This is a genomic window from Erwinia piriflorinigrans CFBP 5888 (genome assembly GCF_001050515.1).
Taxonomy (GTDB): Bacteria; Pseudomonadota; Gammaproteobacteria; order Enterobacterales; family Enterobacteriaceae; genus Erwinia; species Erwinia piriflorinigrans.
The window spans coordinates 105803-132141 of the sequence record NZ_CAHS01000006.1; the positions used below are offsets into that span (position 1 = coordinate 105803).

Below are 26339 nucleotides of genomic sequence, written 5' to 3' on the forward strand. Positions count from 1 at the left end.
TCTTTTGCGCTTAGCCTGGCTGTCGGCAAGGTTCAATTTATGATGATAAAAAGGATAATGTATGCGCTTTCGTTACACGTTACTCACCGCTGCGCTGCTGGTCAGCCCGCTTACCCAGGCTAAAAACGCCGCCGACCTGCCGCAGGTGGCGGCGACCGCGAATGAAACCACGGCGGCTGGCAGCAGTACTGCTTTTGTTGAGTTGGAAAATCAGGCGCATAGCTCGCTTATCAATGCGCTGAAAGGGGAGAGCAGCACGCTAACCCGCAGTCAGCTGGAGAGTGCAGGGCAGGGCAAGGCGCTGGCGGATAAGGCGTGGTTGAAATCCACCGGCTACGATTTTGCTAAAAAAGAGCAGCAGCAGGCGGGTATAGCCCTGCTGGAAACGTTTAGCCATCTGCCGAAAAATACGCTGCAACAAAATCTGGCAACGGTGGAGAGCATCAATCTTAATGCGACCAGCGGGCTGCGTCAGCAGGCGCTGGTGGATGCCGAAGGACAGAATTATCTCTTTTTCCTCGCCGATGCGCTGGGGCCTCGTCTCGGCCAGGCCTTTATCCGTGCCTATAACAACGGTGAGTTAAACAAAGCCGCCGCGCTGATCAAAGCCAGCGAAGTCAGTACCAGCGAAGCGAAAAAGCATTTCGGCTATCCGCGTCCGTTCCTGATACCTGCTAACACCATTCATCTGGTGCCGGACAGCGCGGTAGTCAAAGATAACCACCCGTACAGCGCAGATGGCGGCGCGTTCCCCAGCGGCCATACCAATGCCGGCTACACCGATGCGCTGCTGATGGCTGAAATGGTTCCGGAGCGCTTTGTTCCGCTGGTGGATCGCGGCGCGCGCTACGGCTATTCGCGTGTTGTGCTCGGCGTACACTACCCGCTGGACGTGATGGGATCGCGCATGGTGGCGCAGCGTAACGTGGCGCATTATCTCAATGACCCGCAGTACCGGGCTCTGTTTGAGACGGCGAAACAGCAGTTACGCACCGCGTTGGAGAAAGAGTGCGGCATGTCACTCTCTGCCTGTGCGAAAGTACCGTTAAAAGACGATCCTTACGCGGCGGCATCGATGCAGACCTTCTATCGTTTTACCATGACCTACAACCTGCCGGGCGAGCGGGTAGCGCCATCACCGGTACAGGTGCCGCAAGGGGCTGAAGTACTGCTGGAAGCACCGTTACCTCATCTGAGCACGGCGCAGCGCCGTCAGCTGATGGTGAAAACGGCACTGGCGGGCGGCTATCCGCTGTCGGGGAGTGCCGACCAGAGCTTCTGGCAGCGTCTGAACCTGCATGATGCGGTAGCCGCTGCGCATTAACCGCCAACGATAAAACGGGCGCAGGCTGCTATACACCTATACACCGGCAGCTTCGCCCGCACCTGCTATCTCGTCCTTCCCGCCAACAGACATCTTAAGAAATCTCCTGACGCATATTGTCATTGTTTTTTATTCGTCGTAGCATCCCGGTGCAGTTTTGAGATTGATAATAATAATCATTTTCTTTTGTGTGGGGTAGGTTATGACATTCTGGGGTAAATTATTGATTCTGGTTGGCGGTTTGCTCACGTCTGCGACGCTGCTGGCGGCACCCTTTGTGGTGGAAGACGTCAGTGGACGTAAAGTTGAAATCAAGTCTGAAGTACAGCGGGTGATCCTCGGAGAAGGGCGGCAGATCTATCTGCTGGCTGCCTTTGATACCGACGCGCCGTTTAAACGCGTGGTCGGCTGGCGTGACGATCTGCCGAAAGCCGATTTCGACAGCTATCAGATTTACGCCAAGAAATATCCGTCAATTACCGCCTTGCCGACCTTTGGCGGTGCAAAAGATGGCACTTTTAACATTGAACAGGCGCTGACGCTGAAACCGGATTTGGTACTGATGAATCTTGAGTCTAAGGCCGCGACCGATGAGTCCAAACTGACCGAAAAACTCGGCAAATTGGGCATCCCCGTTGTCTTTATCGACTTCCGTGAAAAACCCTTTGAAAATGCCGAAAAAAGTATCCGCATCATGGGGCAGCTGGTGGGTAAGTCAGCGCGCGCAGAAGAGATCGTCGCCTTCCGTCAGCGGCAGATCGATATCGTTACTGACCGTCTGAAAAACTTCCAGGGCAAGCGTCCGAAAGTGATGTTGGATCGTGCGGGGGGGTATACGGAAGAGTGCTGCATGTCATTTGGTGACGAGAACTTTGGCCGCATGGTTGAAGTCGCCGGAGGCGTCAACATCGCCAAACAGCTGATCCCCGGCACCTTCGGCATGCTTAATCCGGAACAGATTATTGCCGCGCGCCCGGATGTGGTGGTGGTCACCGGAGCCAACTGGAAAAACTACAATACCGCAGGCGGCTGGGTGGGCGTTGGGCCGGGTGCTGATTTATCCGTTGCCAGCCAGCGTTTGACCGCGCTGATGGCGCGTCCGGCATTCCGTACTTTGCCAGTCGCCACCAATGGCAATGCGCACGCCATCTGGCACCAGTTCTATGACAGCCCGTATCAGTTTGTCGCGATCCAGGCGTTGGCGAAGTGGCTGCATCCCGAACTGTTTAAGGATCTCGACCCGGATGCGACTTTCCGTGAGTTTTATCAGCGTTTCTTGCCGATAGATTATCAGCCAGGCTACTGGGTGACGTTGCCAGCGACCGCAGGATAAATACGACAGGATAAAAAAAGGCGGCCGCTGAAACAGGGCCGCCTTTTTTAATCGATCATACTGAAGGCTCAAGCCTGAGGGTGTGCGCCGGGCTCGCTCATTTTCTTCAGGTCTTTATCCACGAAGAACAGTGCCTGACCGCTATTACCGACCAGCGCCAATTTATCCAGCACGGATTTGAACAGTTTCTCTTCTTCATGCTGCTCGGAGACATACCACTGTAGGAAGTTAAACGTGGAGTAATCCTGGGTGGTGATAGCGGAGTGCGCCAGCTCATTGATCTTGCCGGTGATCAGCTGCTCATGCTGATACGCCAGCTCCAGCACTTCATGCAGGGAGTTAAAGGTGACCGGTGGCGCATCAATGGTACCCAGCACCGGCATGGCGCCGGTATCGCTCAGGTAGTTGAACAGACGCTGCATATGCTGCATCTCTTCTACCGAATGCTCATGCAGGAAAGCGGCAGCGCCTTCAAACCCCTTGTTATTGCACCATGCGCTCATCTGCAGGTACAGGTTGGCAGAATAGAATTCCAGATTCAGCTGATCGTTCAGCTGAGCGGTCATTTCGTTAGTCAGCATGGTGACTCCTTTACCCGATGGGCGGTATTAAACAGGTGATTTCGGTGCATTATGCACATGTTACGCGCAAATAAACACGATTAATTATAGCAGTGGCTAAATTAATATTCCTGTCCCGTTTTTTTTAGGTAATTGATAATCATTCCATTATTTAAATTCCTCTCCTCAAATGATTTAAATAAGTCTGATAACCATTCTTATTAAGGATAAGGGCACTGAGGATAAATGAGAATCAATGCTGATTAATAGTATTCTGATACGCTATTGTGCCCCAGCAGGGCGGCTCGTTGTATCGGCGTTCTGCGGGAAAAAGAGCCGCAGCGCGCATGCGCCCGTCCAGCCCTGACGCAGCCTGTCACCGTGATGGCAGTGGCGGCGCGTTGCGGTAAGGCTGATGAGGTGCAGCCAAAAAGCGCTGACTGAGATGATTATTGATAGTGAGTTAATTGGCAAAATGCATGATATAAAAAGCGCCTGTTATTTCTCACAGAATGCCACCCTTTTTTTTGGCAATGTCAGACGCCATGTTTTTTTATATCTTTATCCGGATCATATCGTTATCACCGGACGTTAAAATAATCGCCGTAAATAGCCCAGTGCGGATGACCCGGCTATATACAGACAGAGAAAGATATTTAATTTTCATCAATGAAGGGAAAAAGGCGTCGACCTCATTTGCCAGAGGAGACGGCTGCCGTGTTTTAACGCATCGTTGCAGATAAGCCAGAATCAACCCCTCTTTTGGGTCGATTCTGGCCAATAGCTGGGGGTTAGAAATCCATCTTCACGGTGAACTGCACTTCACGCGGATCGCCAATCTGATTGGACAGATTGTTAGTGGCGATAGACGAGGTGTAATACGTCTTGTCAAACAGGTTCTTCACGTTAACTTGCAGGGTCACCGGGTGCTGCGTCTTAATCTTATAAGCGGCAAACGCATCGGCCACCGCATAGCCCTGTAGCGAATAATCCTCAGCGTTATTGCCTGAACGACGGCTTACCGCATGGCCACCGCCGCCAACGGTTAACGTATTACCGCCGATAACATTATGGAAATCGTACGTCAGGAACAGCGACCCGGTGTGGCGCGGGACGTTAGGCAGCATTTTGCCTTTATAATCGGGATCTTCCATCACTTTGGCATCGGTATAGCCGTAGCTGGCGATCAGGTTAACGTTCTGTGTTAGCGCACCGGCAACGTCGACCTCAACGCCGCGAGAACGGACTTTACCGGCGGTTTTCGCCACGCTTTCGTCGCCAACCGTTTCGGTATACAGCACGTTACGCTTGTCGATATTAAACAGCGTCACGTTGGCGGTCACGCCGCTGAACAGATCGAATTTAGCTCCCACCTCATAAGCCGTGGCGGTTTCCGGCGGCAGTTCGCCGATATAGCTGGCGATTGAATACTGCGGCATAAACGAACGCGAGACGTTACCGAACAGCGATATGTTTGGCGTCGCTTTGTAGACCAGGCCAAACTTCGGCACCCAGGCGCTGTCGCTGCTGTCAGTATTGGTATTAAACGGTCGGCCTTTTCCAGCAAATTCGGTGAAATACTGGTAGCGCATGGCGCTGACCGCAATCCACTTATCCGTCAGGTAGAGCGCGTCCTGGGCGTAGGCGGAGTAGCCCACCTGTTGAATACGCTGATCGCTGTCGGATGCCGACACGCTGCTACAGGTTCCGCTCGAACCATATGACGGACGATAAATATTAAAATCCTTCACGTTTTTACAGCGGATCATATCGGTACGCAGCAGATCGTAGTTCTCGTAAGCGATCCCGGTCAGGATCTCATGATAAAACCCGCCAATGTCGACATTACCCTGCAAATCGGCGCGTGCCGCGTGCTGCCGCTGGGTCGATCCCTGGGTCGCGTCAACGCGCCTTGTCAGCGTACCGGTGGTGGCATCGTAGGCCATCACGCGCGCCTGATTATCGCTGTACTTGTCCTGGCTGAAGCTGTAATCAAATTTTGCGGTCCACTGATTATTAATGCGGTACTCGCCGTTCAGCTGCGCCAGATCGGATTCGCCGTCGGTGACGTTATACGCCTCGTCAAAGCGCGTTTCACGACTGACGTTGACCGCATGGCCGGTGTTCAGGTCGAAGAGGGTGCCACGGTCAAAAGGCGTAGAGTAGTTGCGGTGTGAATAAGAGATATTCACGGTGGCATCGTCGCCGAACCAGCTCAGTGACGGAGCGATAAAGCTGCTGCGCTCTTTGCCAAAGTTACGCCAGTAGTCTTCATGCTGATAAGAACCAATCAGGCGGTACGCCAGACGGGTGCCTTCAATCGGCCCGGTGATATCGACGCTGCCGGTTCCGCCGCCAAAGCTGGTCGAGGTCGCCTGAAGGGAACCGCCGAAGGTGGTTTGCGGCCGTTTAGTCACCACATTGATCAACCCGCCAGGGTCGAGAATGCCGTACAGGGTGGAGGCCGGGCCTTTTAGCACCTCAACGCGCTCTGTAGCGGCATTAAAACTGCGCGGCAGCACGGTTTTCAGCCCGTTGGTCATCACCGAACCGTCACGATTACTGCCAAAACCCCGGCGCACAAACGCGTCCTGGGTGCCGCCGAGTGTATTGGTCTGCACAACGTTACTGACGTTATTCAGCACTTCGTCGAGCGTGGTGGCGTGCTGGTCGGCAATGACCCTGTCGCTGACGGTGTTCACCACCTGTGGAATATCCAGCAGCGGCATGGTGGTCAGGGTGGCGGTCGAGGAGCTCAGCGGCTGATAGCCGGAAGTCATCGGCACGTCGGAGGTGCTGGCATCGACCGTCAACGTGCCGCCATCGCTGGTGGCCTTGTCGTCGGCGGTGGAGGGGCTTTTGGCCGCCATCGCCGTCGGTGAACTCAGTGCCCCAATAAACAGCACTGAAAATAATCCATGCCCTTTTTTCCCCAGAAAAGAAGGTATTAACTCTGTCATTTTTGTTATTTCCCGCAGGCTTCGCATTTTCAGTTAAATGAGAAGAGGTTGGTAAAATCATTGCTCGCTCAATGGCATCAAGCGCTTTTCTATCTGTTGTGCACGTCAGACGTGGCGCAGATATGTAATTGAGAATCATTCAAACATGTAGTGGTGTAGTAGTAAATGAAAAAAAAGACAAATAATATGACGCTAAATGAGCGGCAAAATGGCGTAATAAGAGTGCGGGATTGTTTTTTAAATCCGTTTTTTATCAATATGATAACTCTTCTTTTCGTTTTCATGCTCTCACATGATTTGATGTAATCAATCAGGCTGATAAGCAGGGCTTTAATTCTTGACTACTACAGCCATTCTCCGCATGATCTTGAAAGCGAATGAGATTTGTTTTTATTTAATAACTGTGCACGCGCAGGCTTTATCGCCATGCCGCCGCACAGCGGGAGTAAGAAATGCCACAGCAGGTGGAAAACGAAGCTGGCGCATCCGGCGCGTGCGCAGAGCAGGGGATTGTCCTCGATCGCCTGTCGGCTGGCTACGGTAAACAGCGTATCGTTGATGATGTCAGTCTGACCATTCCACGGGGCAAACTGACGGTATTGGTTGGCGCTAACGGTTCTGGTAAATCCACGTTGTTGACCACCATTGCGCGCATGCTTAACCCACTTGGCGGCAGCGTGCGTCTGGACGGCAAATCTATCCATCACCAGCCCACCAAAGCCGTGGCGCGCCAGCTCGGTATGCTGCCGCAGTCACCATTGCTGCCGGAAGGAGTGACGGTATTTGAGCTGATATCACGCGGGCGTTATCCCTGGCAGAAATTTATGCGCCAGTGGTCGGTACAGGATGAGCAGGCGGTAAACGAAGCCATGCGCCTGACCGGCACGCTGGAATTTGCCCATTTGCCGGTCGACAGCCTCTCCGGCGGCCAGCGCCAGCGCTGCTGGATTGCGATGGCGCTGGCGCAGCAAACCGCCACCATCCTGCTGGATGAGCCGACCACTTTCCTCGATCTTCGCTATCAGGTAGACATTCTTGAACTGTTAAGCGATTTGACGCGGCGGCACGGGCGCACGGTTGTGGTGGTGCTACACGATCTTAACTTCGCGCTGAACTATGCCGACACGCTGGTGTTTCTTAAACAGGGGCAGCTGGCAGGTATTGTGAGCGAGGCTGAAAAATGCAGCGCGGCGTTAATTAAAAGTGTGTTTGACGTTGAAGTGCAGATGTCGGTCAACCCGTTAACCGGTCGGCCCTTCTTTATCCCGTTTCGCCGCCGCGACGAGGGTGATGAATGAGTGCGCAACCTCGCCGCCAGTCCCGCACGATATTCATGACGATCGCGCTGTTCGTGCTGTTATCCGCAAGCGCGGTGCTTCACCTCGGACTGGGTACGCGCTATATCGCGCCGCAGGCCGTGATCCGCGCGCTGCTGGAATATGATCCGCGCAACTTTGACCACCGGGTGATTGTTGATCTGCGCCTGCTGCGGCTGGTTGGCGCGCTATTAACCGGGGCGGCGCTGGGTGTCGCCGGGGTGCTACTCCAGTCGGCGATCCGTAATCCGCTGGGAGAGCCGCATATTCTCGGCCTGAATGCCGGGGCGGCGTTGGCGGTCGTCGCCAGCACGGCGCTGGGCGTCAGCGGCAGCAGCCTGTTAACCGGTCGGCCGCCGATCGCCGCCTGTGGTGCCGCGCTGCTGTTTGCCGTGGTGATGCTGCTGGCCTCAGCCGGACGCAGCGGGCTGACACCACTGAAGGTGACGCTGTGCGGCGTGGCGCTCTCTGCATTTGCTTCTTCTGTCACCGCCGCCATCCTGATCCTTGACGAGCAGACCCTGCTGGCGATGCGCACCTGGCTGGCGGGCGACCTGGCCGGACAGAGCTGGGAAGTCACGCGCGCGGCGGCGCTTCCGGCGCTGGTGGGGCTTATGCTGGCGGTATGGATTGCCCCGCGACTGAACCTGCTGGCGCTTGGCGATCTGGTCGCCAGCGGATTGGGGGTGAATATCGCCCGTACGCGCCTGCTCGGCCTGGTGTCTGCCGCCTTATTATGCGGAGCGGCGGTATCGGTGGCGGGCCCCGTGGGCTTTATCGGTCTGTTGGTGCCTCATATCCTACGCCGTGGGGGAGTGGAAGATATACGGCTGGCGGTGCCGCTCGCGGCGCTGTGCGGCGCGCTGCTGCTGCTGCTGGCCGATATCGCGGCGCGTATGCTGGTTGCGCCACAGGAGCTGGCTACCGGGGTGATGACCGCACTGGTCGGCGCACCGGTCTTTATCTTTATTGCCTCAAGGTTATTCAAATGAAACCCATTGCACAGCAGGTCGGTTTTCGGCCTCTTCAGCTAGGACGTTATACCCTGTTGCTGCGTCCACGCGTACTGGCGCTGGGGTTGGTGCTGTTCGGCGTGCTGTTGGGGCTGGTGATAGTGGGCGTGACCCAGGGCTCCCTGCCGGTTCCGGCCTCGGCGATTGGTCGGGCGCTGTTATATCCGCAAGTGCTGCCCGCGCAGCAGCACTTTATCGTGTGGGATATCCGGCTGCCGCGTTTACTGATGGCCGCATTGAGTGGTGCCATGCTCGGCATGGCCGGGGCGGCGATGCAGTCGATCGCCCGTAACGGCCTGGCCGATCCGGGGCTGATCGGGGTGAAAGAGGGCACCAGCGCGGTGGTGCTGACGCTGATCCTGCTGTTCCCGGGGCTTAGCCTGCTGTGGCGGCCGCTGGCGGGAATGGCGGGTGGCCTGCTGGTGGCGTTACTGGTGGTGTTGCTGGCGCGGGATATAACGCGTCCGCGTTTTATCCTGGTCGGCATTGGCGTCTCATGGCTGTTTGCCGCCGGTATTGGCGCGTTTATCACCACCGCAGACGTGCGTGATGTGCAGACGGCGCTGGTGTGGATGACGGGCAGCCTGCATGCGGCGACCTGGCCACTGCTGGCGTTGGCGGCAGGCTGGGCGCTGCCGGGCGCGCTGATCCTGTTTCTCACCGCCCGTGCTTCTGATGTGGCAGCGTTGGGCAACCAGGCGGCCAGCGGGCTGGGCGTGCATTTAACGCGGCTGGCGCTGTGGCGTTTCACCGCTCCGGTGCTGCTGACGGCGGCCAGCGTCTCCTGCGTTGGCAGCCTCGGATTTGTCGGGCTGATCGCGCCACATATGGCGCGTTTCCTGCTGCGTGGCGGGCAGGTGGCCTTGCTGAGCGGCAGTGCGCTGCTGGGTGCGCTGCTGGTACTGGTCGCTGATTCCATCGGGCGGCTGGCGTTTGCACCGTTGCAAATCCCGGCGGGTATCGTGATGGCGCTGGTCGGCGGGCCGTTTTTCCTGCTGTTGCTCTGGCGTCGTCGTGACGTGTTTTAACCCTCTGTTGCAAGGAATATTTATGCGTTTTCTGTTCACTTCTCTGTTGCTGCTGATAAGCGCAGCTACCGCCGCCGCCACGCCAACCCAGGCGTTTACCGACGATTTGGGGCGAACCGTCAAGGTTCCGCTGCACCCACAGCGTATTGTTTCGTTACACGATCTTGATATCACCATTCCGCTGATTGAGCTGGGCGCGCCGCCGGTAGCCAGCCACGGGCGCACGCGGCCGGACGGCAGCCATTTTCTGCGTTCCAGCGCATTGCTGACCGGGGTCGATTTCGACAACTCGGACATTCAGTTTATCGGCACTGCCGATATGGATATTGAAGCGATCGCCGCAGCCAAGCCGGATCTGATTATTACTGAACCCAACCGCAACGTGGCGGTGGAGCAGCTGGAGAAGATCGCGCCGACGGTCAGTATCGATCATCTGACGGGCGGTGCACCGGCCATCTATCGCAAACTGGCGCAACTGACCGGACGGCAGGCCCAGCTGGCGATCCTTGAGCGCCGTTACCAGCAGCAGATTGACCAGCTGAAGCATGTCGTCGATACGCAACATACCCGCGTCGCGGTGCTACAGGCCAATAATGGCAAGATCACCGTCCATCACAGCTATCATTCGCTGGGGCGTGTCCTGCGAGATGCGGGGTTCCGCTTTCCGCCGCTGATTGATGCGATCCCCGACGGTGGGCGTATTGACGTCAGCGCGGAGCGTTTGCCGGAGCTGGATGCCGATTTTGTTTTTGATACCTGGCGTGCCGATACCGGCGGGAAACCGGCGGACGAGCTGGCAGACATGAATCGGGTACTGCCGGGATTTTGCGAGTTTTTAACCGCCTGCCGCCGTGGGAATTATATTTTACTGTCGCGCGATGAGGTGATTTCAAACTCTTTCGCTGCCCTCGCGCTGCTGGTAGCACAGGTTCAGTCGCAGATATCCGGTCGGCCGTTACCGGCGCAGGTGGAAGGAGAATGAGCCAGCCCGAGGCGCGCAGGCGCATTGACCTGTTGGGCGACCGCTTTCGCGCTCGCGCCCATCAGCTGTCGCCCAGACTGTTTGCGGTGGCCAGCTATATCAACGAGCATCGCCATGTGGTGCTGGAATGCACCGCGCTGGAGATTGCGGCGGCAACGCAGAGTTCGGATGCCACGGTGATCCGTGCGGTGCAGGCGCTGGGCTTCGCCGGACTGCGCGATCTGAAGCTCACGATTGAACGTTTTCTCGGGCCGGGAATTAACTCGGCGGAAAAGATGGATACCACGGTTGGTGCGCTGGCCAGCGATATTAACGCCAGTATTGATTTTGTGGTTGAAGGGCATCAGCGCGCCTGCGAGGCGTTAAGTGCCCCCCACAACCGCGCGGCGATGGCGCAGGCGGTGGCGCTGCTGGCAGAAGCACGTCATGTGGCAATTTTCGGTATCGGCGCTTCCGGCATTCTGGCGGATTATACTGCCCGGCTGTTTACCCGAATTGGCACTCCTGCCTATGCGCTGAACCGAACGGGTATCCTGCTGGCTGAACAGCTGTTAACTATGCGGCGCGGCGATGTACTGATCATGATGGGGCAGAAATCGGCACACCGTGAAGGATTGACCACGTTGGGTGAGGCACGCCGTCTTGGTATTCCGGCGATATTACTCACCAATGCGCCCGATTCCCGTTTCAGCCGCGAGGCGCATACGGTTATCAATGTGCCGCGTGGCGGTGAGAACGGTAAGGTGCCTTTGCACGGTTCGGTACTGGTGTGCCTGGAAATGTTGGTGATGTCAGTGGCCTCGGCCACGCCGCAGAAGACTATGAAATCGATGAAGCGCATTCAGGATTTGCATCGGGGGATTGGCAAATCAGGGGGAAGGAAGGGGTAATTGATCGGGAAGCCGGTATGACCTGCATGATGCGGTAATTCCGACATTTCTTTCATCGTCGCCAATATATTTTACCCTATTAAGGAACCACGCGGCGTTTTCAACCACTTATCGCCACTCCTTTGGTTCTGCATTTCAGATTATAAGCTTTGGGTGCGTAAATGTATTACCCGGAATGAGAACGGAGGAGAGATCATATTATATTTTTTCTTTTCCTCGCTAACGGAGTCATACATGTATATGTATTTACCCTTTTTAATCGGAGCAGGTATTGTCTTCAGTACGCTTGCCGGTAAACAAAAGCTGGCTTATCTGCTTTGGTTCGCAGACCTTGTTATTATTCTCGCCTGGTTAAGATTTCACGCCACCGATGCGCTTCTCCTTTCGTTCTAGAGGTCACTATGCAATCACCTGTTAAAAAAGACTTATCCCGTCCGCTGAATATGATTATGCTGGTGCCGGTTATTATTTCTCTACTCTGCGCATTTTACTTTCAGCTGAGATTTTACGATCTGCCATGCCCACTTTGCCTGCTTCAGCGCGCAGCTCTACTGCTGACAGGGACGGGACTGCTTTTTAATCTCTATTTTGGTAACAGGAAGCTGCATTATGGCATGGTCATTATCGGTGCCTTAGCGTTAGCTGCCGTCGCCACCCGCCATGTTTTCCTGCATATCACGCCGGGTGATGCAGGCTATGGACTGCCGTTCTTCGGCATACATTTATATACATGGAGTTTAATTCTGGCCGTGGCGATTATTATTGGCGTGGCCGTGACTTTGATGATTACGCCAGATTCTCTGGCACCTCGCGTTGTTACACAATCTCTCACGCAAAGGTTACTTATGATTATTTATTCCCTGATTGTGGTTGCCAATCTTTCGTCCACAGTACTGCAATGTGGCGGCGGTCAATGTGATGACAACCCGACGTATTATCAATTGCTGAAATAGTTTTTTCCAGGTACTACCTGCTAAAAAATATCCCGCAGGCTGCGGCCTGCTTAATAAATGAATTGAGCAGATTAATAATGAAAAAAGTTTTCGCTGTCGCTGTGGTGGCATGTTTTCTTATTCCCTTCAGTGGGTTCACTCAGACTGTTGACTGGGACAGTTCCGAGGGGATTCAGCGGTTATCACAGGCCGCCGTCAAGCAGGACTTCTTTGCGCTGGCTCCGCAATTTGAAGGTCAAAGTAATAAGGTCTATTGCGGGGTTGCCTCGGCAACTATCGTACTTAATGCGCTACGTCTGCATGAAAATAAGCCAATACAACCTGATACCAGCTCAATAGCCACCGGGGACCGGGCCTGGTTCCCGAAAAAGGACGGCTGGCTTCCGTTCTGGGATCGTTATACCCAGAACAGCGTTGTTGCCTACAGCAGCAAACCGCGCATTGAAATTTTCGGCAAGCCAGAGGCTGCCGGCGAGCAGTCTGATTACGGTCTGCATCTTGACGATGAACGCCGGCTGTTGACCAATGCCGGATTAAGGGTTAATGCGGTGTCTGTCAATGATCCCGGGCAGCTGGATAAGATGAAGAAAGAGATCATTGCCGCGCTTGAGCAGCCAGATTCGTTTGTCATCGTGAACTTTTTGCGTAGCGCCATCGGACAGAAAGGCGACGGGCACTTTTCACCTTTAGGGGCTTATGAGGCTAAATCAGATTCATTCCTGATGATGGACGTATCGAATACGCAACATCCCTGGGTATGGGTCGACAGCCAAACGCTGTTTAAGGGAATGCATACGCTTGACGGCCAGCAGTATCGCGGATATCTGACGGTTAAAGAGTCTGATAAACTATAAAGTTATTATTTATCATAGTGTTGGGTTTTTTTCTTTTCGCATGGTGTAAAACAAAGAGATAATATTCAATGTCACGCAAGTTTTTTTTACATTTTCTGATGGCGTACAGCGCTATTTCAGGGATGAACGCGCAGGCTGCTTCCGCACCTGCCGTTGAGGCCCGCCACGGGATGGTCGTCAGCTCGCAGGCGATTGCCTCACAGGTGGGGGTAGATATTCTCAAACAAGGTGGCAACGCCATCGATGCAGCCGTTGCCGTGGGTTATGCTCAGGCCGTGGTTAATCCCTGCTGCGGCAATATTGGCGGCGGAGGATTTATGCTTATCCACCTCGCCGGTGGCAAAGAGACCTTTATCAATTTCCGTGAAACGGCACCGGCCGCTGCGCGTGCTGATATGTATCTTGATGCTAAGGGTAATGTCCGTTCTGACGCCAGCCTGCATGGTTACTCCTCGGTTGCCGTTCCCGGAACGGTAATGGGGCTGGATTATGCACAGGCACATTACGGCAAGCTAAGCCGCCAACAGGTGATGGCCCCGGCAATAAAACTGGCGAAGGAGGGGTTTGTATTAACGCGCGCGGATACCGATATCCTTGATACCACCGTCAGCCGCTTCCGGCAGGATGCGCAGGCTGCGCGGAGGTTTTTGCGCGCCGATGGCACGCCGCTCCAGCCTGGCGATCGCCTGAAACAACCTGAACTGGCCGTGACCTTAAGCCATATCTCCCGATCGGGAACGGATTATTTCTACCATTCGCCTGTTCCCCAGCGCGTTGAGGCTGCGGCGGCCAAAGGGGGCGGCATCATCACCGCAAAGGACTTTGCTGATTACCGCGTCACCGAAAGCGCGCCGCTACGCTGTCAGTACCGGGGCTACGAATTTATCTCATCTCCGCCCCCCAGTTCAGGCGGCGTTGCGCTGTGCGAAATGGTCAATATCATGGCCGGCTATGATATGCGCGCACTGGGCTTCAATTCTGCCGACTCTGTACACGTCATGACGGAAGCGATGCGTATTGCCTACTTTGACCGTAATAACTCGCTGGGCGATCCGGCATTTATCAACAACCCGCTGGATAAATTGTTGAGCACGGCATACGCCGATCGGGCGCGGCATCGTATTCATCAAACGGATGCTACCCCATCGAAGCTGCCTGAAAATAAGCAGGCCACAGGCGAACGCCCGGAGACGACGCACTATTCCGTGGTTGATGGGCAAGGTAATGCGGTTTCGACCACCTACACGGTCAATGGGCGATTCGGTGCCGTGGTCATGGCACCTGATACCGGCTTTTTCCTCAATGATGAAATGGACGACTTCACCACCAAAATCGGCGAAAAAAACATGTTCGGCCTGGTACAGGGAGCCAGTAACGCCATCGCGCCTGGGAAACGCCCACTGTCCTCAATGTCGCCGACCATTGTTACGCGTCATAATCGCGTATTTTTAGTGCTCGGTTCCCCCGGCGGCTCCCGCATCATTACCGCTTCGCTACAGGCTGCGCTGAATATCATTGATTACGGCATGCTGCCGCAGGAAGCGGTCGATGCGCCAAGGATCCATCATCAGTGGCTACCGGATGAAGTCTATTATGAACAGCGTGGACTTTCGTTTGATACCCTGAAACTGCTGCGCCAGCGCGGCTATAAAATGACTGAGCAGACGCCGTGGGGCGCAACTGAACTGATTATGGTTGCCCCGACGCTGAATGAGAGTGAAAAAGCGGCCGATTCAGGTAACGATTCTGCCGTATCTGGTCAGTTAAGACCCGGTTATCTGTACGGGGCGAACGATATACGTCGACCTGCCGGGGCGGCGATCGGGTTCTGATATTTAAGTGGATTAAGTCGGGCTGATGGTGGCTGGACAGTATTTAATTTGCCCAATCTCGATTAGCCTATTTTGGAGCGAGGCGTGGTCATTGACTGCGCCTCGTTTTTTTAGTGCTATCAATGAATAATAAGTATAAAAACCTTGGGGTAGTTGTCCGGGTATTTTTGGACAGGACCATGACATGTTCGGAGAAACGATTGAGAGAGTTCTGGATAGTTATTTAGAGGACGAAAACCAAAAAACGGCTCTAAAGGTTTACAATGAAGCGGAAAACTTACTGGCGTTAGATGACGACAAACTGATAAAAGAGTTTGCAGCTATTTTCCAGGGCGGGTTTTATCCAGAACCGTGGGGGTAACTGCACGTCGTTTTCTGCATAAGATTGAAAGTCATATCCATCCCAACAATTGACGTCTTCGTCTACTCTGTATCACATTACGCGTGCTGGGATAAGGTGCTGGTCTGAAAATGATTTCAATGTAAAACACTTATATTCAATGCATTGAAGTTATATTAAAGGGTAAGGGGCGAAATATTATCGCCCTTTAGCCAATGACGTAGCTGATTTTTTATTAGCTTCTGAAGTGGAGTCAACCCGTTACGCGAGAATATTTCTTCTGCCATATACGTGTTGCCTGGCCTGACAATTGGTCGATACCGTCATGATCGGCTTTACCGAAAATTTTGCTCGCCACAGCAAGAGACGCTTCATTATCTGTATCAACGATAGTTTCAATGTAATACTCTTGACTGCGACAGGGAAGATCGTGCCTGAAGCGATCCAGAATTTTTTCAATAAAGGGGACTGTGACTCCAGTGCCTCTCAACTCTTCGTGTGTACCATAAAAAAGGCAGAAAAAAGGCAGGCCGTCGAGTGACTCATTACCTTTCAAAACAACGGTTTGTCTGACCTTTTTGTTCTCCAGCACTGCATGGATATAACGGTCAGATCTCAATGCTTTGTCCTTGGTAAAATAAACCCATCTTATTTTTTGAGCGAAAATAAATAATTAAATGACTGGCTCTAACGTTCTGCTAAACCAAATAAAAATTTTTCAATATCAAACACACCTTCAAAATTTTTTTATACCTATCACTAACACTGTCAACTATAACTGTAAGTATCCCCGCTTTAGTTTCTGTAATGAAATAGGAGCGTGAGTTATCTTCAGCAGCGATTGAATCTGTTTTTAAGGGTTATTCAGAGCAGGGGAACCGCCCAATGACTTCACGGCTTACCGTAAGCAGAATATTTATTGACATTAAATGACGAAATACGGATAAATGATTTTCAGCTATCGAGTATAGGGGGTATCCAGACCCATTAAACGAAACGGTAAGTGTTCTTCATATAAGATAAGAGATCATATCTATACAAATCGTGACTCCTTTCTGATTCCCAGTAAGTGGATGCGAGATCTCAAAATTAATACGGAACGAAAGCTGAATGTTTACAGCGTTTATTGAGTCTGATAGCTTGTATTTTTAGATGCTTGATCCCAGTTGGTCGTTTAAGTATGACATCATAGACATTAATATGAGTGCGAATAAATACGTTTTATCAGGCAATAAATATTAATTGAACACGATTGTAAAAACACGCTTGAACCAGGGTCATTTAATTATTTTCAGAAACTGATTTTTTCTATGCAATTGAAAAAATTGCAGCATGTTGCGTGAGAAATATTGATCACATTGACTTCGGGAAATACATCATCAATCAACCTGATCGAGTTATCGATTTGATCAATGCCACAAAGTAAAAAATATGGCCGGGAAGAGAGATGGTCAGGTGTAAAGAGTCCCTTTTCCTTCATAGCATGCGCGGGTTGCCAGAACCCAGGCTAAAGGCTGGCATCAATCCACGTTTATTGTGGCGGAATGAACGTTTTATTCGCTAATGGCACCGTCACAGGCTGTTTTTTGCACCAAACAGGGTTCATATCCCCATTCATTTTTCTGGGGAATATGGATTATCCAAACCTTTTGCCTGACCAGCGGGCATACCATTGACCACCACAGGAGTTCAAATGATCGACAAAAACCACTGCCTGATCCTCGATGAACAGGACCCTCTGGCGCACCTGCGTCAACAGTTCACCCTGCCTGATGGGGTGATCTACCTCGACGGTAACTCCCTGGGCGCGCGCCCCCGAAACGCAGGGGAACGCGCCCGGCGGGTTATCGAGCAGGAGTGGGGCGATGGGCTGATCCGCAGTTGGAACAGCGCTGGCTGGCAGAAGCTGCCCCAGCGGCTGGGGGATCGCCTGGCAGCGCTGATCGGAGCCGATGCTGGCGAGGTGGCGATCACTGATACCACTTCGATCAACCTGTTTAAGGTGCTCAGTGCGGCATTGCAGGTACAGGCCGGGCGCGAACCGCAGCGGCGGGTGATCGTCTCCGAAAGCAGCAACTTTCCCTCCGATCTGTATATCGCCGAGGGGCTGATCAGGATGCTTGGGCAGGGTTACTCCCTGCGTCTGGTGGACAGCCCGCAACAGCTACCGGCGGCTATCGGCCAGGACACGGCGGTGGTGATGCTCACTCACGTCAACTACAAGAGCGGTTACATGCACGACATGTCGGAAATGACCGGGGCGATCCACGCAGCAGGTGCTCTGAGTATTTGGGATCTGGCCCACTCTGCTGGCGCGGTGCCGGTGGAGCTCAAGCGTTCCGGTGCCGACTACGCCATCGGCTGTACCTACAAATACCTCAATGGTGGCCCCGGCGCACCAGCCTTCCTCTGGGTTGCACCAGCGCTTTGCGATCTGGTGCCGCAGCCATTGTCCGGCTGGTTCGGCCATGCCCGTCCGTTCGACATGGCTACTCACTACCAGCCCGGCAGCGGCATCGTCCGCTACCTGTGCGGCACCCAGCCGATCGTCTCGCTGGCGATGGTCGAATGCGGCATGGACATCTTCGCACAGACGGATATGCAGAGCCTGCGGCGCAAGTCTTTGGCGCTGAGCGATCTGTTTATCCAGCGGGTTGAACAGCGCTGTGCCGGGTATGACCTGGAGCTGATCACCCCACGGGATCACGCCAGACGCGGTAGTCATGTCAGTTTCGCGCATCCCGAGGGTTACGCCGTGATCCAGGCACTGATCGCCCGAGGGGTGATCGGCGATTATCGTGAGCCAGGGATCATGCGCTTCGGCTTCACCCCGCTATACAACTGCTTCAGTGACGTTTGGCAGGCGGTAGAGATCCTTGCACAAATCCTCGAACACAAGACCTGGTCCCAGGCACAGTTCCAGGTGCGCCATAGCGTCACCTGACACGGAGCGTCCAGCCAGTCTGCCTGCGGCGACCGGGGTCACTGGCGCAAACACGGGTCGCGACAACGATTGATGCGTACACATAGCCATAAAGAGGCACTCAAAGTGACCACGACAAATAACAAAGGATTTGAGGCGATTTCCCGGCGCGAGCAGGGTCTGAAGCGGCAGCTGACCGCCGGGCAGATGAGCATGATCGCCATCGGTGGGGCAATTGGCACCGGGTTGTTTATGGGCAGTGCCTACGCTATCGGCTATGCCGGGCCGGGGGTGCTGGTGAGCTACGCCATCGGCGCGTTGATCACGCTGCTGCTGATGGGCTGCCTGGCGGAAATGACGGTGGCTCACTCCACATCAGGCTCTTTCGGTGCCTTCGCCGAGTTCTATATTAGCCCTCTGGCTGGTTTCCTGGTGCGCTACGCCTACTGGGCAGCGATGGTATTGGGGGTGGGAACCGAGGTAACCGCCATCGCCATCTATATGAAGTACTGGTTCGCTAACGTCGCGGAGTGGGTGTGGATCGTCTCTTTCTCCAGCGTGCTGATCCTACTCAACGCCATCAGTGTGAAAACCTTTGGCCGCTTTGAATACTGGTTTTCCACCATCAAGATCGCCGCCATCGTCGGCTTTATTCTCCTCGCGGTGTACGTGATATTTGGCTCCGGTAATGGCGATTACGGGGTACATCACTACACGGCCCACGGCGGCTTTCTCCCCAATGGTTTTCAGGGCATGTGGGTGGCGGTGATAGTGTCGATATTCAGCTACGTGAGCGTGGAGATGATTGCGGTGGCAGCGGGAGAGGCTAAGGATCCGCAGCGCGCGGTGAAGCAGGCTTTTCGTGCCACTATAGTACGTCTGGTGGTGTTCTATCTGCTGACCCTGGCGCTGATGCTGGCCATCGTGCCCTGGGCCGATGCGGGTAACGTCCAGAGTCCTTTTGTCACGGTTATGCAGCTCACCGGCATTCCCTGGGCCACCGGAGTGATGAACTTTGTCATTCTGATCGCCGCCCTGTCAGCGATGAACAGCCAGCTTTACATTACCACACGCATGATGTTTAGCCTGTCACGGGGGGGCTATGCGCCCAGGGCTTTGGGGAGTGTGAGCAAAAGCGGGATTCCGTTAAACGCGCTGCTGCTATCCAGCTCCGGTATCGCTCTGGCGACCCTGGTCAACCTGCTGTACCCGGCAAGCTCATTTATCATGATGATGTCCCTGGCGATGTTCGGCGCGATCTTCACCTGGTTTATGATTTTTCTCACCCACTACTTCTTCCGGCGTTATTACCAGCGTCACGGCGAGTTGCAATTATCGTTCCGCATGCGCCTGTTTCCCTACAGCACGCTGCTGGGGCTGGTGCTGATGGGCGCGGTGATGATCACCACCTTCTTCACCGAAGCGTTCAGGATGACTCTGGTATTCGGCGTACCCTTCCTGCTGCTGCTGACCCTGGTCTACTGGCTGTTTTTGCGTAAGCCAAGGGACGCCGTCGACGCGCTCTGAGTTTAATGCCGTCACTCGCAGCTTCTGCCGCACACAAACGCGGCAGAAGCTGGCATCAATGATTTAGCGCATTCCCAACTTACGGATCATTCTGCTAAATCCGGTTACTGCTGTTCTACGGCGACTTATAAATCCTCGCCGTTGCTGGCAATCACCTGCTTATACCAGTTGAAGCTCTTTTTCTTTGAGCGCGCCAGGTCACCGCTGCCGTCGTCGTTTTTATTGACGTGGATAAAGCCGTAGCGCTTGTCGTACTGGCCGGTGGTGAAGGAAACGCAGTCAATACAACCCCACGGGGTGTAGCCCATGAGGTCTACGCCGTCTTCCAGCACGGCGATTTTCATCTGCTCAATGTGTGCCTGCAAATAGGCGATGCGGTAATCGTCATTAATTTGGCCATCGGCTTCCACCTTGTCGTAAGCGCCAAATCCGTTTTCCACGATAAACATCGGTTTCTGATAGCGTTCCCAGAAGGCATTTAGCGTGTAGCGCAGGCCGACCGGATCGATTTGCCAGCCCCAGTCGGACGCTTTCACATGTGGGTTCGGGCGGCTGCCGGGGAAGCCTTCAATATGGCGGCCATCGCTGCTGTCCTTCGCCGAGAACTGCACCGCGTTACTCATGTAATAGCTAAAGCCCAGATAGTCGGCGCAACCCTCGCGCAGCGTCTGCTCGTCACCTGGCTGCATCTCAATTTGATAACCTTTGCGCTGCCACTCTTTGACAATATAAGACGGGTAGTAGCCGCGCAAATGCACATCGCCGAACAGATGACGTTCACGCATCGCTTGCTGGGCGAACATCACATCGTCCGGGTGGCATGACCAGGGGTAGAGCGGCACAATCGCCAGCATACAGCCGATTTGCAGATTGGGGTTGATTTGGTGCCCCCGCTTCACCACCTCGGCGCTGGCGACAAACTGGTGATGCAGCACCTGGTACATGGCCTGCTCTGGCTTTTCGTGATCGGTGAAAATTACCCCGGAGTTACAGTAGCCGAACAGCGGATAACGCCAGTTGCGCTGGTTGTTGATCTCGTTAAAGGTCATCCAGTATTTCACTTTATGCTGATAGCGTTTCAGCACCACTTCGCTGTAGCGCACAAAGAAGTCGACCACTTTGCGATTCAGCCAGCCGCCATACTCTTTTACCAGATGCTGCGGCATCTCGAAGTGCGACAGGGTGATCACCGGCTCAATATTGTATTTCAACAGTTCGTCAAAAAGATCGTCGTAGAACTGTAATCCGGCCTCGTTTGGCTCCAACTCGTCACCCTGCGGAAAGATGCGTGTCCAGGCAATTGAAGTGCGGAAACATTTAAAGCCCATCTCGGCAAACAGCGCGATATCTTCTTTATAACGATGATAGAAATCTACCGCCAGATGGTTGGGATACTGATGCGTCGCATCAATACCGTCGGTTATCACGCGGTCCACGCCGTGCGCCCCGCCGGACAGCACGTCGACAATGCTCAGACCTTTACCGCCCTGGTCCCAGCCGCCTTCAACCTGGTGCGCTGCCACAGCGCCGCCCCATAAAAAATCTTTTGGTAATGACATAACCTTTCCTTTCCGGTGAGGATTAACCACGTTTGAAAATAACCGCGCTTGTACGGCGCGAAGAGAAATTAAATGAGTCGTCTGCCCAGCCTGGCCTGTGGCACGTCCAATTTGTCAGAACGGAGTGAATGTTCCTGATCAATAGCTGCCAGGGAAGGGCAGCAAATGACGAAATGACATTCTGACTTGATGAAGATCAAACCCTGCGATCAGGTCGCCTGAGGTAACGGGCGATCGCTGTTTACCTGCTTCAGCGCCTGCACTTCGCGGTGAAGAATAACGGTCTCTTCTGCCAGTTCGCGGCACAGCATGGCGTTCATCAGGTGATCCTGCGCATGCACCAGGATCAGATTGACCGGCACCTTGCCAACCCCTTCATCTGCCCCGATTAGTGCAGTCTGAACCTTATGTGCACTCCTGGCGGCGGCGGTAGCGGCCTCCAGATGGCGATCGACTTCTGCCCAGTCATAACGGCGTGCGGCACGTAGCGCCTGCATCGCACAGGAACGGGCGTCCCCAGCCTGAATAATCAGCTCCATCACGGTTGTTTCCATATCCATCATTGGCTCTCCACGGCGTTCAATTTGTCTTCAGCCGCAACGGGCCGTTCCTGTTGTAACAACTGGCGTTCGTACATTTTGAAAAATGGATAATAAATCAGTGTTGAAATGACTATCAGTACGCCGACCAGAATCACGGCGCGATAGTCCCAGCCGGTGGACCATGCGGCGCCGATGGGGCCTGGCGTCGTCCACGGGGCAAGTGATATCACATGATTCACCATATCTGTGCGGGTGGCGATCCAGGCGATAATCGCATTAACCAGAGGAGCGGTGATAAAGGGAATAAACAGCACGGGATTCATCACTATCGGCGAGCCGAAGATAATGGGCTCATTGATATTAAACATGCCTGGCACCAGGCCCAATTTGGCAATAGAGCGCAAATGTGCCGAGCGGCTACGCAGATAGAGAAAGACCAGGCCCATCGTCGAACCGGAGCCGCCAACGACGATAAAGAATTGCCAGAACGGTTCGATAAAAATTTGGCTAATCGGCTCTCCGCTGTTCAACGCCTGCTGATTAACTCCGAGATTAGTGAGCCAGAAAGCCTGCAAAATACCGCCGACGATCACGGCACCGTGAATACCGGCAAACCACAGCAGGTGGCACAGCAGCACGGCAATCAGCACCGCAGGTAGCGAGTCAGAGGCTGAGATAATCGGCTTAAACACTGCCATAATCGCCTGCGGTAGCAGCATCCCGAACTGGTCCTGAATCAGCAGGCTGAGCGGGAACAGCGTCAGGAAAATGGCGAGGATCGGGATCAGCAGGTCAAAAGATTGACGTATTTTGGGCGGAACCTGCTCCGGCAGCTTGATGCCAATATGATGCTTTTGCAGAAAGTGCATCAGTTCGGTGGAGTAAAGGCTGACCAAAATCGCGGTAAAGATCCCTTCTCCGCCCAGTGAGCCGACCGGGAGCGTGCCGCTGCTCTGCGGTGCGGCCACCACCAGGAATGACATCAGTGCCAGACATGCCGCCATAAAGCCGTTCATTTTATAGCTGATGGCGAGGTTGTAGGCGATTGCGGCGGTGATATACACCGCCATAATGCCCATCGTCATATTGTAAGGCATCATGATTTGCGCAAAGTGGCGATCCACCATCCCCAGCCACCACTGGGCAAACGCCCACTGGCTATCGGCTGCGAACGGTGGGTGAGCGAACAGCAGCATAAATGAGCCAACGATCAGGAATGGCATTGAGGAGATAAAACCGTCTTTGATCGCCACGACGTGACGTTGGCTGGATAATCGAGCGGCTATCGGGCTGATGTGGTTTTCAATAACGGCAAACAGGCTGCCACTGAGGCTGCTCATTGAGCGATCCTGGCGTTCTCTATCATCGAGATGGCTTCAGCCAGAATCTTTTCACCATTCATCATGCCGTAATCCATCATATTGATGACCGCTATGGGTTTGTTCAGCTTCCCGGCCAGCGGAGCAAAGTCTGCCAGTTTATATTTAATTTGTGGCCCCAGCAGGCAGCAGTCGCAGCCGCTAATCTGCTCGCTAAACTCCTCAAGCCCTACCGCATCTATCTCGACAGCAATATTTTTTTCCTTTGCCGCTTTTTCCATGCGCTGGACTACCATGCTGGTGGACATACCTGCGGCACAACAGAGTAATATTTTTTTCATGGCGGGTCTCCGGTCTGTTTTTTATATAAATATCTGAAAGAGCCCTGTTTCTGCAACCGGTTTCATATTATTTGATTTATTCTGTGAGCACGATCTCAAACGGTGTAAATTCGCAGGGGAATGGCCTGGTTTTAACGTAAGCGCGCGATGTAAAAATATTTTATATTCAATATATTAAATAAGTTATGCGGTAGTCTGAACGGCGAAAATCTGATGCGTTTTAGCACGCAGCATAAACCCGAATCAACATAGCCTTATTCATCCAGTGGTTTACCATCATGACTTGGGCGAATGTGATAAACAGTCTATTATGACAGCCGGAACTTAGCCTTCAGGATGATATGATGATTACCATGCTGGACGTTGCAAAAAAAGCAGGTGTATCAAAAGCAACGGTCTCCCGTGTATTAGCGGGCAATAATTATGTCAGTAAAGCGACTCATGAGCGGGTATTTAAAGCGATCGAGGAGACCGGCTACAGGCCCAATTTATTGGCGCGTAATTTAGCAACCAGTAAATCACAAAATATTGGGCTGGTGGTGACGAACACTTTATATAATGGCCCCTACTTCAACGAATTGTTATTTCAGGCAGCGACAGTGACTGAACAGCATGGTCGCCAGCTGATCCTCGCTGATGGGAAGCATGATGCGCGTCAGGAGCGGCAGGCTATTGAGTTTCTTCTCGATCTACGTTGCGATGCGATTATTATTTACCCCCGCTTTCTGAACACTTCCGAACTGGATGATATTATTGAGCAAACCAGCCGACCGATTATTGTGGTTAACCGCTGGCTGGAAAAGCATCCCGCACATTGCGTGATTGCCGCCCATGAGAAAAACAGTTTTGAGGCGGTGAATTATCTGGTGGCTCAAGGGCATCGCGATATTGCTTTTATTCACGGTGCGCCAGACTCGCCAACCGGACTCAGCCGCTTTAAGGGTTATCACAAAGCATTACAGGCGCATGATATTCATCTGGATGAGCGACTTGTGGCACAGGGAGAGTGGACGCTGCAAAGCGGTTTTAACGCCGTGCAGGAACTGATGAGCCGGGGAGTCGCGTTTACCGCGCTGGTGGCCAGTAACGACGATATGGCGATGGGCGCGGCGCGTGCGCTCTACGCTGCCGGAAAGCGCATTCCGCAGGATGTCTCACTGCTTAGCTTTGATGATATTCCGATGGCGTCCTTCTTCGTGCCGCCGCTGACCACGGTGCATGTACCGGTTGGAGAGATGATCAGACACACTCTTGAGAAGCTGGTATTGATGCTGGGTGGGCATGCCAGCCAACCGCTGCCAGCGATCGCTGGCAGCCTGATGGTGCGTGATTCGGTGGCACCGGGCCCCTGGCGGGGAGCTGAACCGCTGTTACAAAGCAAGCCTTAAATCAGACATTTGACCCAAGCGCCTGTTATTCAACGACAGGTGCCATTGCCCGGTTACGCAACGCCAGCATCAGCAGGTAATAAATGACGCATGAGACCAGCAGCGAGTTAAGCGTCGGAACCCCCCAGTGGAGTGACAGACCCACCACACTGCCGATAATGGTGGCGATGATAGCCACCCAGCCGATAGCCGGTGTTTGGTTGTCGTCGGGCAGTTTGCCCTGCATGCGGCTGCGATCCAGCACCTCGCGATGCGTACGCAATAGCAGATAATCGACCAGCATGATGCCGAGGATTGGCGGAAACACCACGCCGAGAAAGGTCAGGAAGTCGACGAAGCGGTCAAGAATACCGAGTACTGACAGCAGAGTACCTACCAGACCGATTGCCAGAGTGGTATAGCGGTATGGCAGCTTTTTCCCGAATATCCCTTCTACGGCATTGATCACGCCCAGTGAAGAGGAGTACAGGTTCAAATCGTTAACGCGCAGAGTGGAAAGGATCACCACCAGCAGCCCGACTCCGCCCGCAGCGTGCGACATGATGCTGACGACATCGGCCGTTTGCAGAGTGCGGGCAATCATAATGGCCAGGCCGTTGACGACAAATTCGCCGGCAATAATCGTCATCAATATCATTGCAGCCACATGCTTCGCCGAACGGGAGTAGCGCGTCAGGTCTGGCGTCATCAGGCTGGCTACCGTAGTGCCACCCACCACCATCGTAATGGCGGCGCTAAAAGCGAGCGGGCTACCGGTGGGGGGCAGATCGATGATCTGCTGTAGGCTGTGTCCTGACAGGGTATTAAACGAGATAAAGCCCATCAGGCAGATAAATAGCGGTACCGCGATACGTGCCGTGATGCGCAGCGCCTTGAAGCCAAATGTGACAAGGATGGTCAGCAGTAAGCCGGTAAGGCTGGCCGCCAGTGGAAAGCCCAGCGCATCACCGAGGGCAAAATTCAGTGATTTGGCGAAGATGGCGTTTTGAATGCCAAACCAGCCCAACAGGCTGATCGCGACCACCAGCCCGATCAGTACTGAACCAATACGACCAAAGCCGCACCAGCGCGCCAACAGGCTACCGGCAATGCCCTCTTTCATTCCGGCATAGCCAAGCCCGAAGGTAACGATGCCAAAAATCACGCTACCGGCAAAAATAGCCAGGAGCGCCATAGTCAAACTCATCGAGTCACCGAGAATAGCGGCAAGCATAAATTGATCGAGCGCGGTTAGCATGCCCATATGGACGATGGCAACGCTGAGAAACGAGACGCGCTTATTTTTGGGGACGCGGCTGAGAGGATAATCTTCAATACGAAGCACGATAAATTTCCTTGTATCAGATTAAATAAAC

General features: G+C 53.8%; 23 protein-coding genes. 15 read left to right on the forward strand and 8 right to left on the reverse strand.

Annotation, left to right across the window (positions count from 1 at the left end; genetic code table 11):
• Positions 1 to 61: 61 nt before the first annotated feature.
• A complete protein-coding gene (locus EPIR_RS02370) occupies positions 62 to 1324 on the forward strand; it encodes an acid phosphatase (RefSeq protein WP_023653695.1) in 1263 nt (420 codons plus the stop codon).
• A 202-nt stretch (positions 1325 to 1526) separates the two neighbouring features.
• On the forward strand, positions 1527 to 2657 hold the full coding sequence (locus tag EPIR_RS02375) for an ABC transporter substrate-binding protein (RefSeq protein WP_023653696.1): 1131 nt from the start codon (positions 1527 to 1529) through the stop codon (positions 2655 to 2657).
• 68 nt (positions 2658 to 2725) lie between these two features.
• Here EPIR_RS02375 and ftnA read toward each other — a convergent pair whose 3' ends face one another.
• Together ftnA and EPIR_RS02390 are read right to left on the reverse strand one after the other, a co-directional pair.
• On the reverse strand, positions 2726 to 3238 hold the full coding sequence (gene ftnA / locus EPIR_RS02380; protein ID WP_023653697.1) for a non-heme ferritin: 513 nt from the start codon (positions 3236 to 3238) through the stop codon (positions 2726 to 2728).
• 770 nt (positions 3239 to 4008) lie between these two features.
• Positions 4009 to 6177: a TonB-dependent siderophore receptor gene (locus tag EPIR_RS02390; RefSeq protein ID WP_023653701.1), complete on the reverse strand. Its 2169-nt coding sequence runs from the start codon at positions 6175 to 6177 to the stop codon at positions 4009 to 4011.
• A gap of 452 nt (positions 6178 to 6629) precedes the next feature.
• Between EPIR_RS02390 and EPIR_RS02395 the strand changes: the two genes are divergently transcribed.
• From EPIR_RS02395 to EPIR_RS18995, 10 genes are all read left to right on the forward strand, one after another.
• On the forward strand, positions 6630 to 7475 hold the full coding sequence (locus EPIR_RS02395; RefSeq protein WP_023653702.1) for an ABC transporter ATP-binding protein: 846 nt from the start codon (positions 6630 to 6632) through the stop codon (positions 7473 to 7475).
• Positions 7472 to 8485: a FecCD family ABC transporter permease gene (locus EPIR_RS02400; RefSeq protein WP_023653703.1), complete on the forward strand. Its 1014-nt coding sequence runs from the start codon at positions 7472 to 7474 to the stop codon at positions 8483 to 8485. Before EPIR_RS02395 ends, EPIR_RS02400 begins: the two co-directional genes overlap by 4 nt.
• Positions 8482 to 9534, forward strand: coding sequence for a FecCD family ABC transporter permease (locus tag EPIR_RS02405; protein ID WP_023653704.1), 1053 nt, complete (start codon positions 8482 to 8484; stop codon positions 9532 to 9534). Before EPIR_RS02400 ends, EPIR_RS02405 begins: the two co-directional genes overlap by 4 nt.
• 22 nt (positions 9535 to 9556) lie before the next feature.
• Complete coding sequence (locus tag EPIR_RS02410) at positions 9557 to 10516, forward strand: iron-siderophore ABC transporter substrate-binding protein (RefSeq protein ID WP_023653705.1); 960 nt, start codon at positions 9557 to 9559, stop codon at positions 10514 to 10516.
• Entirely contained in the window at positions 10513 to 11406 is an 894-nt protein-coding gene (locus EPIR_RS02415) for a MurR/RpiR family transcriptional regulator (protein WP_023653706.1), read from the forward strand. Before EPIR_RS02410 ends, EPIR_RS02415 begins: the two co-directional genes overlap by 4 nt.
• Positions 11407 to 11640: 234 nt before the next feature.
• Positions 11641 to 11799 carry a DUF5993 family protein gene (locus tag EPIR_RS18835; protein WP_023653707.1) on the forward strand — a complete coding sequence of 53 codons (159 nt, stop codon included), beginning with the start codon at positions 11641 to 11643 and terminating at the stop codon, positions 11797 to 11799.
• Positions 11800 to 11807: 8 nt separating this feature from the next.
• Positions 11808 to 12359, forward strand: a complete 552-nt coding sequence (locus EPIR_RS02425; RefSeq protein WP_023653708.1) for a disulfide bond formation protein B — start codon at positions 11808 to 11810, stop codon at positions 12357 to 12359.
• 77 nt (positions 12360 to 12436) lie between these two features.
• Complete coding sequence (locus tag EPIR_RS02430; protein WP_023653709.1) at positions 12437 to 13213, forward strand: phytochelatin synthase family protein; 777 nt, start codon at positions 12437 to 12439, stop codon at positions 13211 to 13213.
• Positions 13214 to 13281: 68 nt separating this feature from the next.
• Positions 13282 to 15045 (forward strand): gamma-glutamyltransferase, encoded by a 1764-nt coding sequence (gene ggt / locus EPIR_RS02435; protein ID WP_023653710.1) that lies wholly within the window; start codon positions 13282 to 13284, stop codon positions 15043 to 15045.
• A gap of 184 nt (positions 15046 to 15229) precedes the next feature.
• On the forward strand, positions 15230 to 15406 hold the full coding sequence (locus EPIR_RS18995; RefSeq protein ID WP_023653711.1) for a contact-dependent growth inhibition system immunity protein: 177 nt from the start codon (positions 15230 to 15232) through the stop codon (positions 15404 to 15406).
• 232 nt (positions 15407 to 15638) lie between these two features.
• On the opposite strand, the gene EPIR_RS02445 is transcribed toward EPIR_RS18995, so the two are convergent.
• Positions 15639 to 16004, reverse strand: coding sequence for a hypothetical protein (locus EPIR_RS02445; RefSeq protein WP_023653713.1), 366 nt, complete (start codon positions 16002 to 16004; stop codon positions 15639 to 15641).
• Positions 16005 to 17078: 1074 nt separating this feature from the next.
• Here EPIR_RS02445 and kynU point away from each other — a divergent pair.
• Together kynU and EPIR_RS02455 are read left to right on the forward strand one after the other, a co-directional pair.
• Entirely contained in the window at positions 17079 to 18329 is a 1251-nt protein-coding gene (kynU, locus tag EPIR_RS02450; RefSeq protein ID WP_023653714.1) for a kynureninase, read from the forward strand.
• 105 nt (positions 18330 to 18434) lie between these two features.
• Positions 18435 to 19835 (forward strand): amino acid permease, encoded by a 1401-nt coding sequence (locus tag EPIR_RS02455; RefSeq protein WP_240987335.1) that lies wholly within the window; start codon positions 18435 to 18437, stop codon positions 19833 to 19835.
• 125 nt (positions 19836 to 19960) lie between these two features.
• Here the strand turns inward: EPIR_RS02455 and EPIR_RS02460 are convergent, their stop codons facing one another.
• The 4 genes from EPIR_RS02460 to EPIR_RS02475 all read right to left on the reverse strand — a co-directional run bounded on the left by EPIR_RS02460 (position 19961) and on the right by EPIR_RS02475 (position 23596).
• The gene (locus tag EPIR_RS02460; protein ID WP_023653716.1) at positions 19961 to 21394 is read right to left on the reverse strand and encodes a 6-phospho-beta-glucosidase; all 1434 of its coding nucleotides are present in this window, start codon (positions 21392 to 21394) and stop codon (positions 19961 to 19963) included.
• Between the two features lie 209 nt (positions 21395 to 21603).
• The gene (locus EPIR_RS02465) at positions 21604 to 21954 is read right to left on the reverse strand and encodes a PTS lactose/cellobiose transporter subunit IIA (RefSeq protein WP_048696818.1); all 351 of its coding nucleotides are present in this window, start codon (positions 21952 to 21954) and stop codon (positions 21604 to 21606) included.
• A complete protein-coding gene (locus tag EPIR_RS02470) occupies positions 21954 to 23276 on the reverse strand; it encodes a PTS sugar transporter subunit IIC (RefSeq protein WP_023653718.1) in 1323 nt (440 codons plus the stop codon). The genes EPIR_RS02465 and EPIR_RS02470 overlap by 1 nt, the downstream gene beginning before the upstream one ends.
• On the reverse strand, positions 23273 to 23596 hold the full coding sequence (locus EPIR_RS02475) for a PTS sugar transporter subunit IIB (RefSeq protein WP_023653719.1): 324 nt from the start codon (positions 23594 to 23596) through the stop codon (positions 23273 to 23275). The genes EPIR_RS02470 and EPIR_RS02475 overlap by 4 nt, the downstream gene beginning before the upstream one ends.
• Positions 23597 to 23937: 341 nt before the next feature.
• On the opposite strand from EPIR_RS02475, the gene EPIR_RS02480 reads away from it, so the two are divergent.
• Positions 23938 to 24984, forward strand: coding sequence for a LacI family DNA-binding transcriptional regulator (locus EPIR_RS02480; RefSeq protein WP_023653720.1), 1047 nt, complete (start codon positions 23938 to 23940; stop codon positions 24982 to 24984).
• Positions 24985 to 25009: 25 nt separating this feature from the next.
• On the opposite strand, the gene EPIR_RS02485 is transcribed toward EPIR_RS02480, so the two are convergent.
• Entirely contained in the window at positions 25010 to 26308 is a 1299-nt protein-coding gene (locus EPIR_RS02485; protein ID WP_023653721.1) for a purine-cytosine permease family protein, read from the reverse strand.
• Positions 26309 to 26339 lie beyond the last annotated feature (31 nt).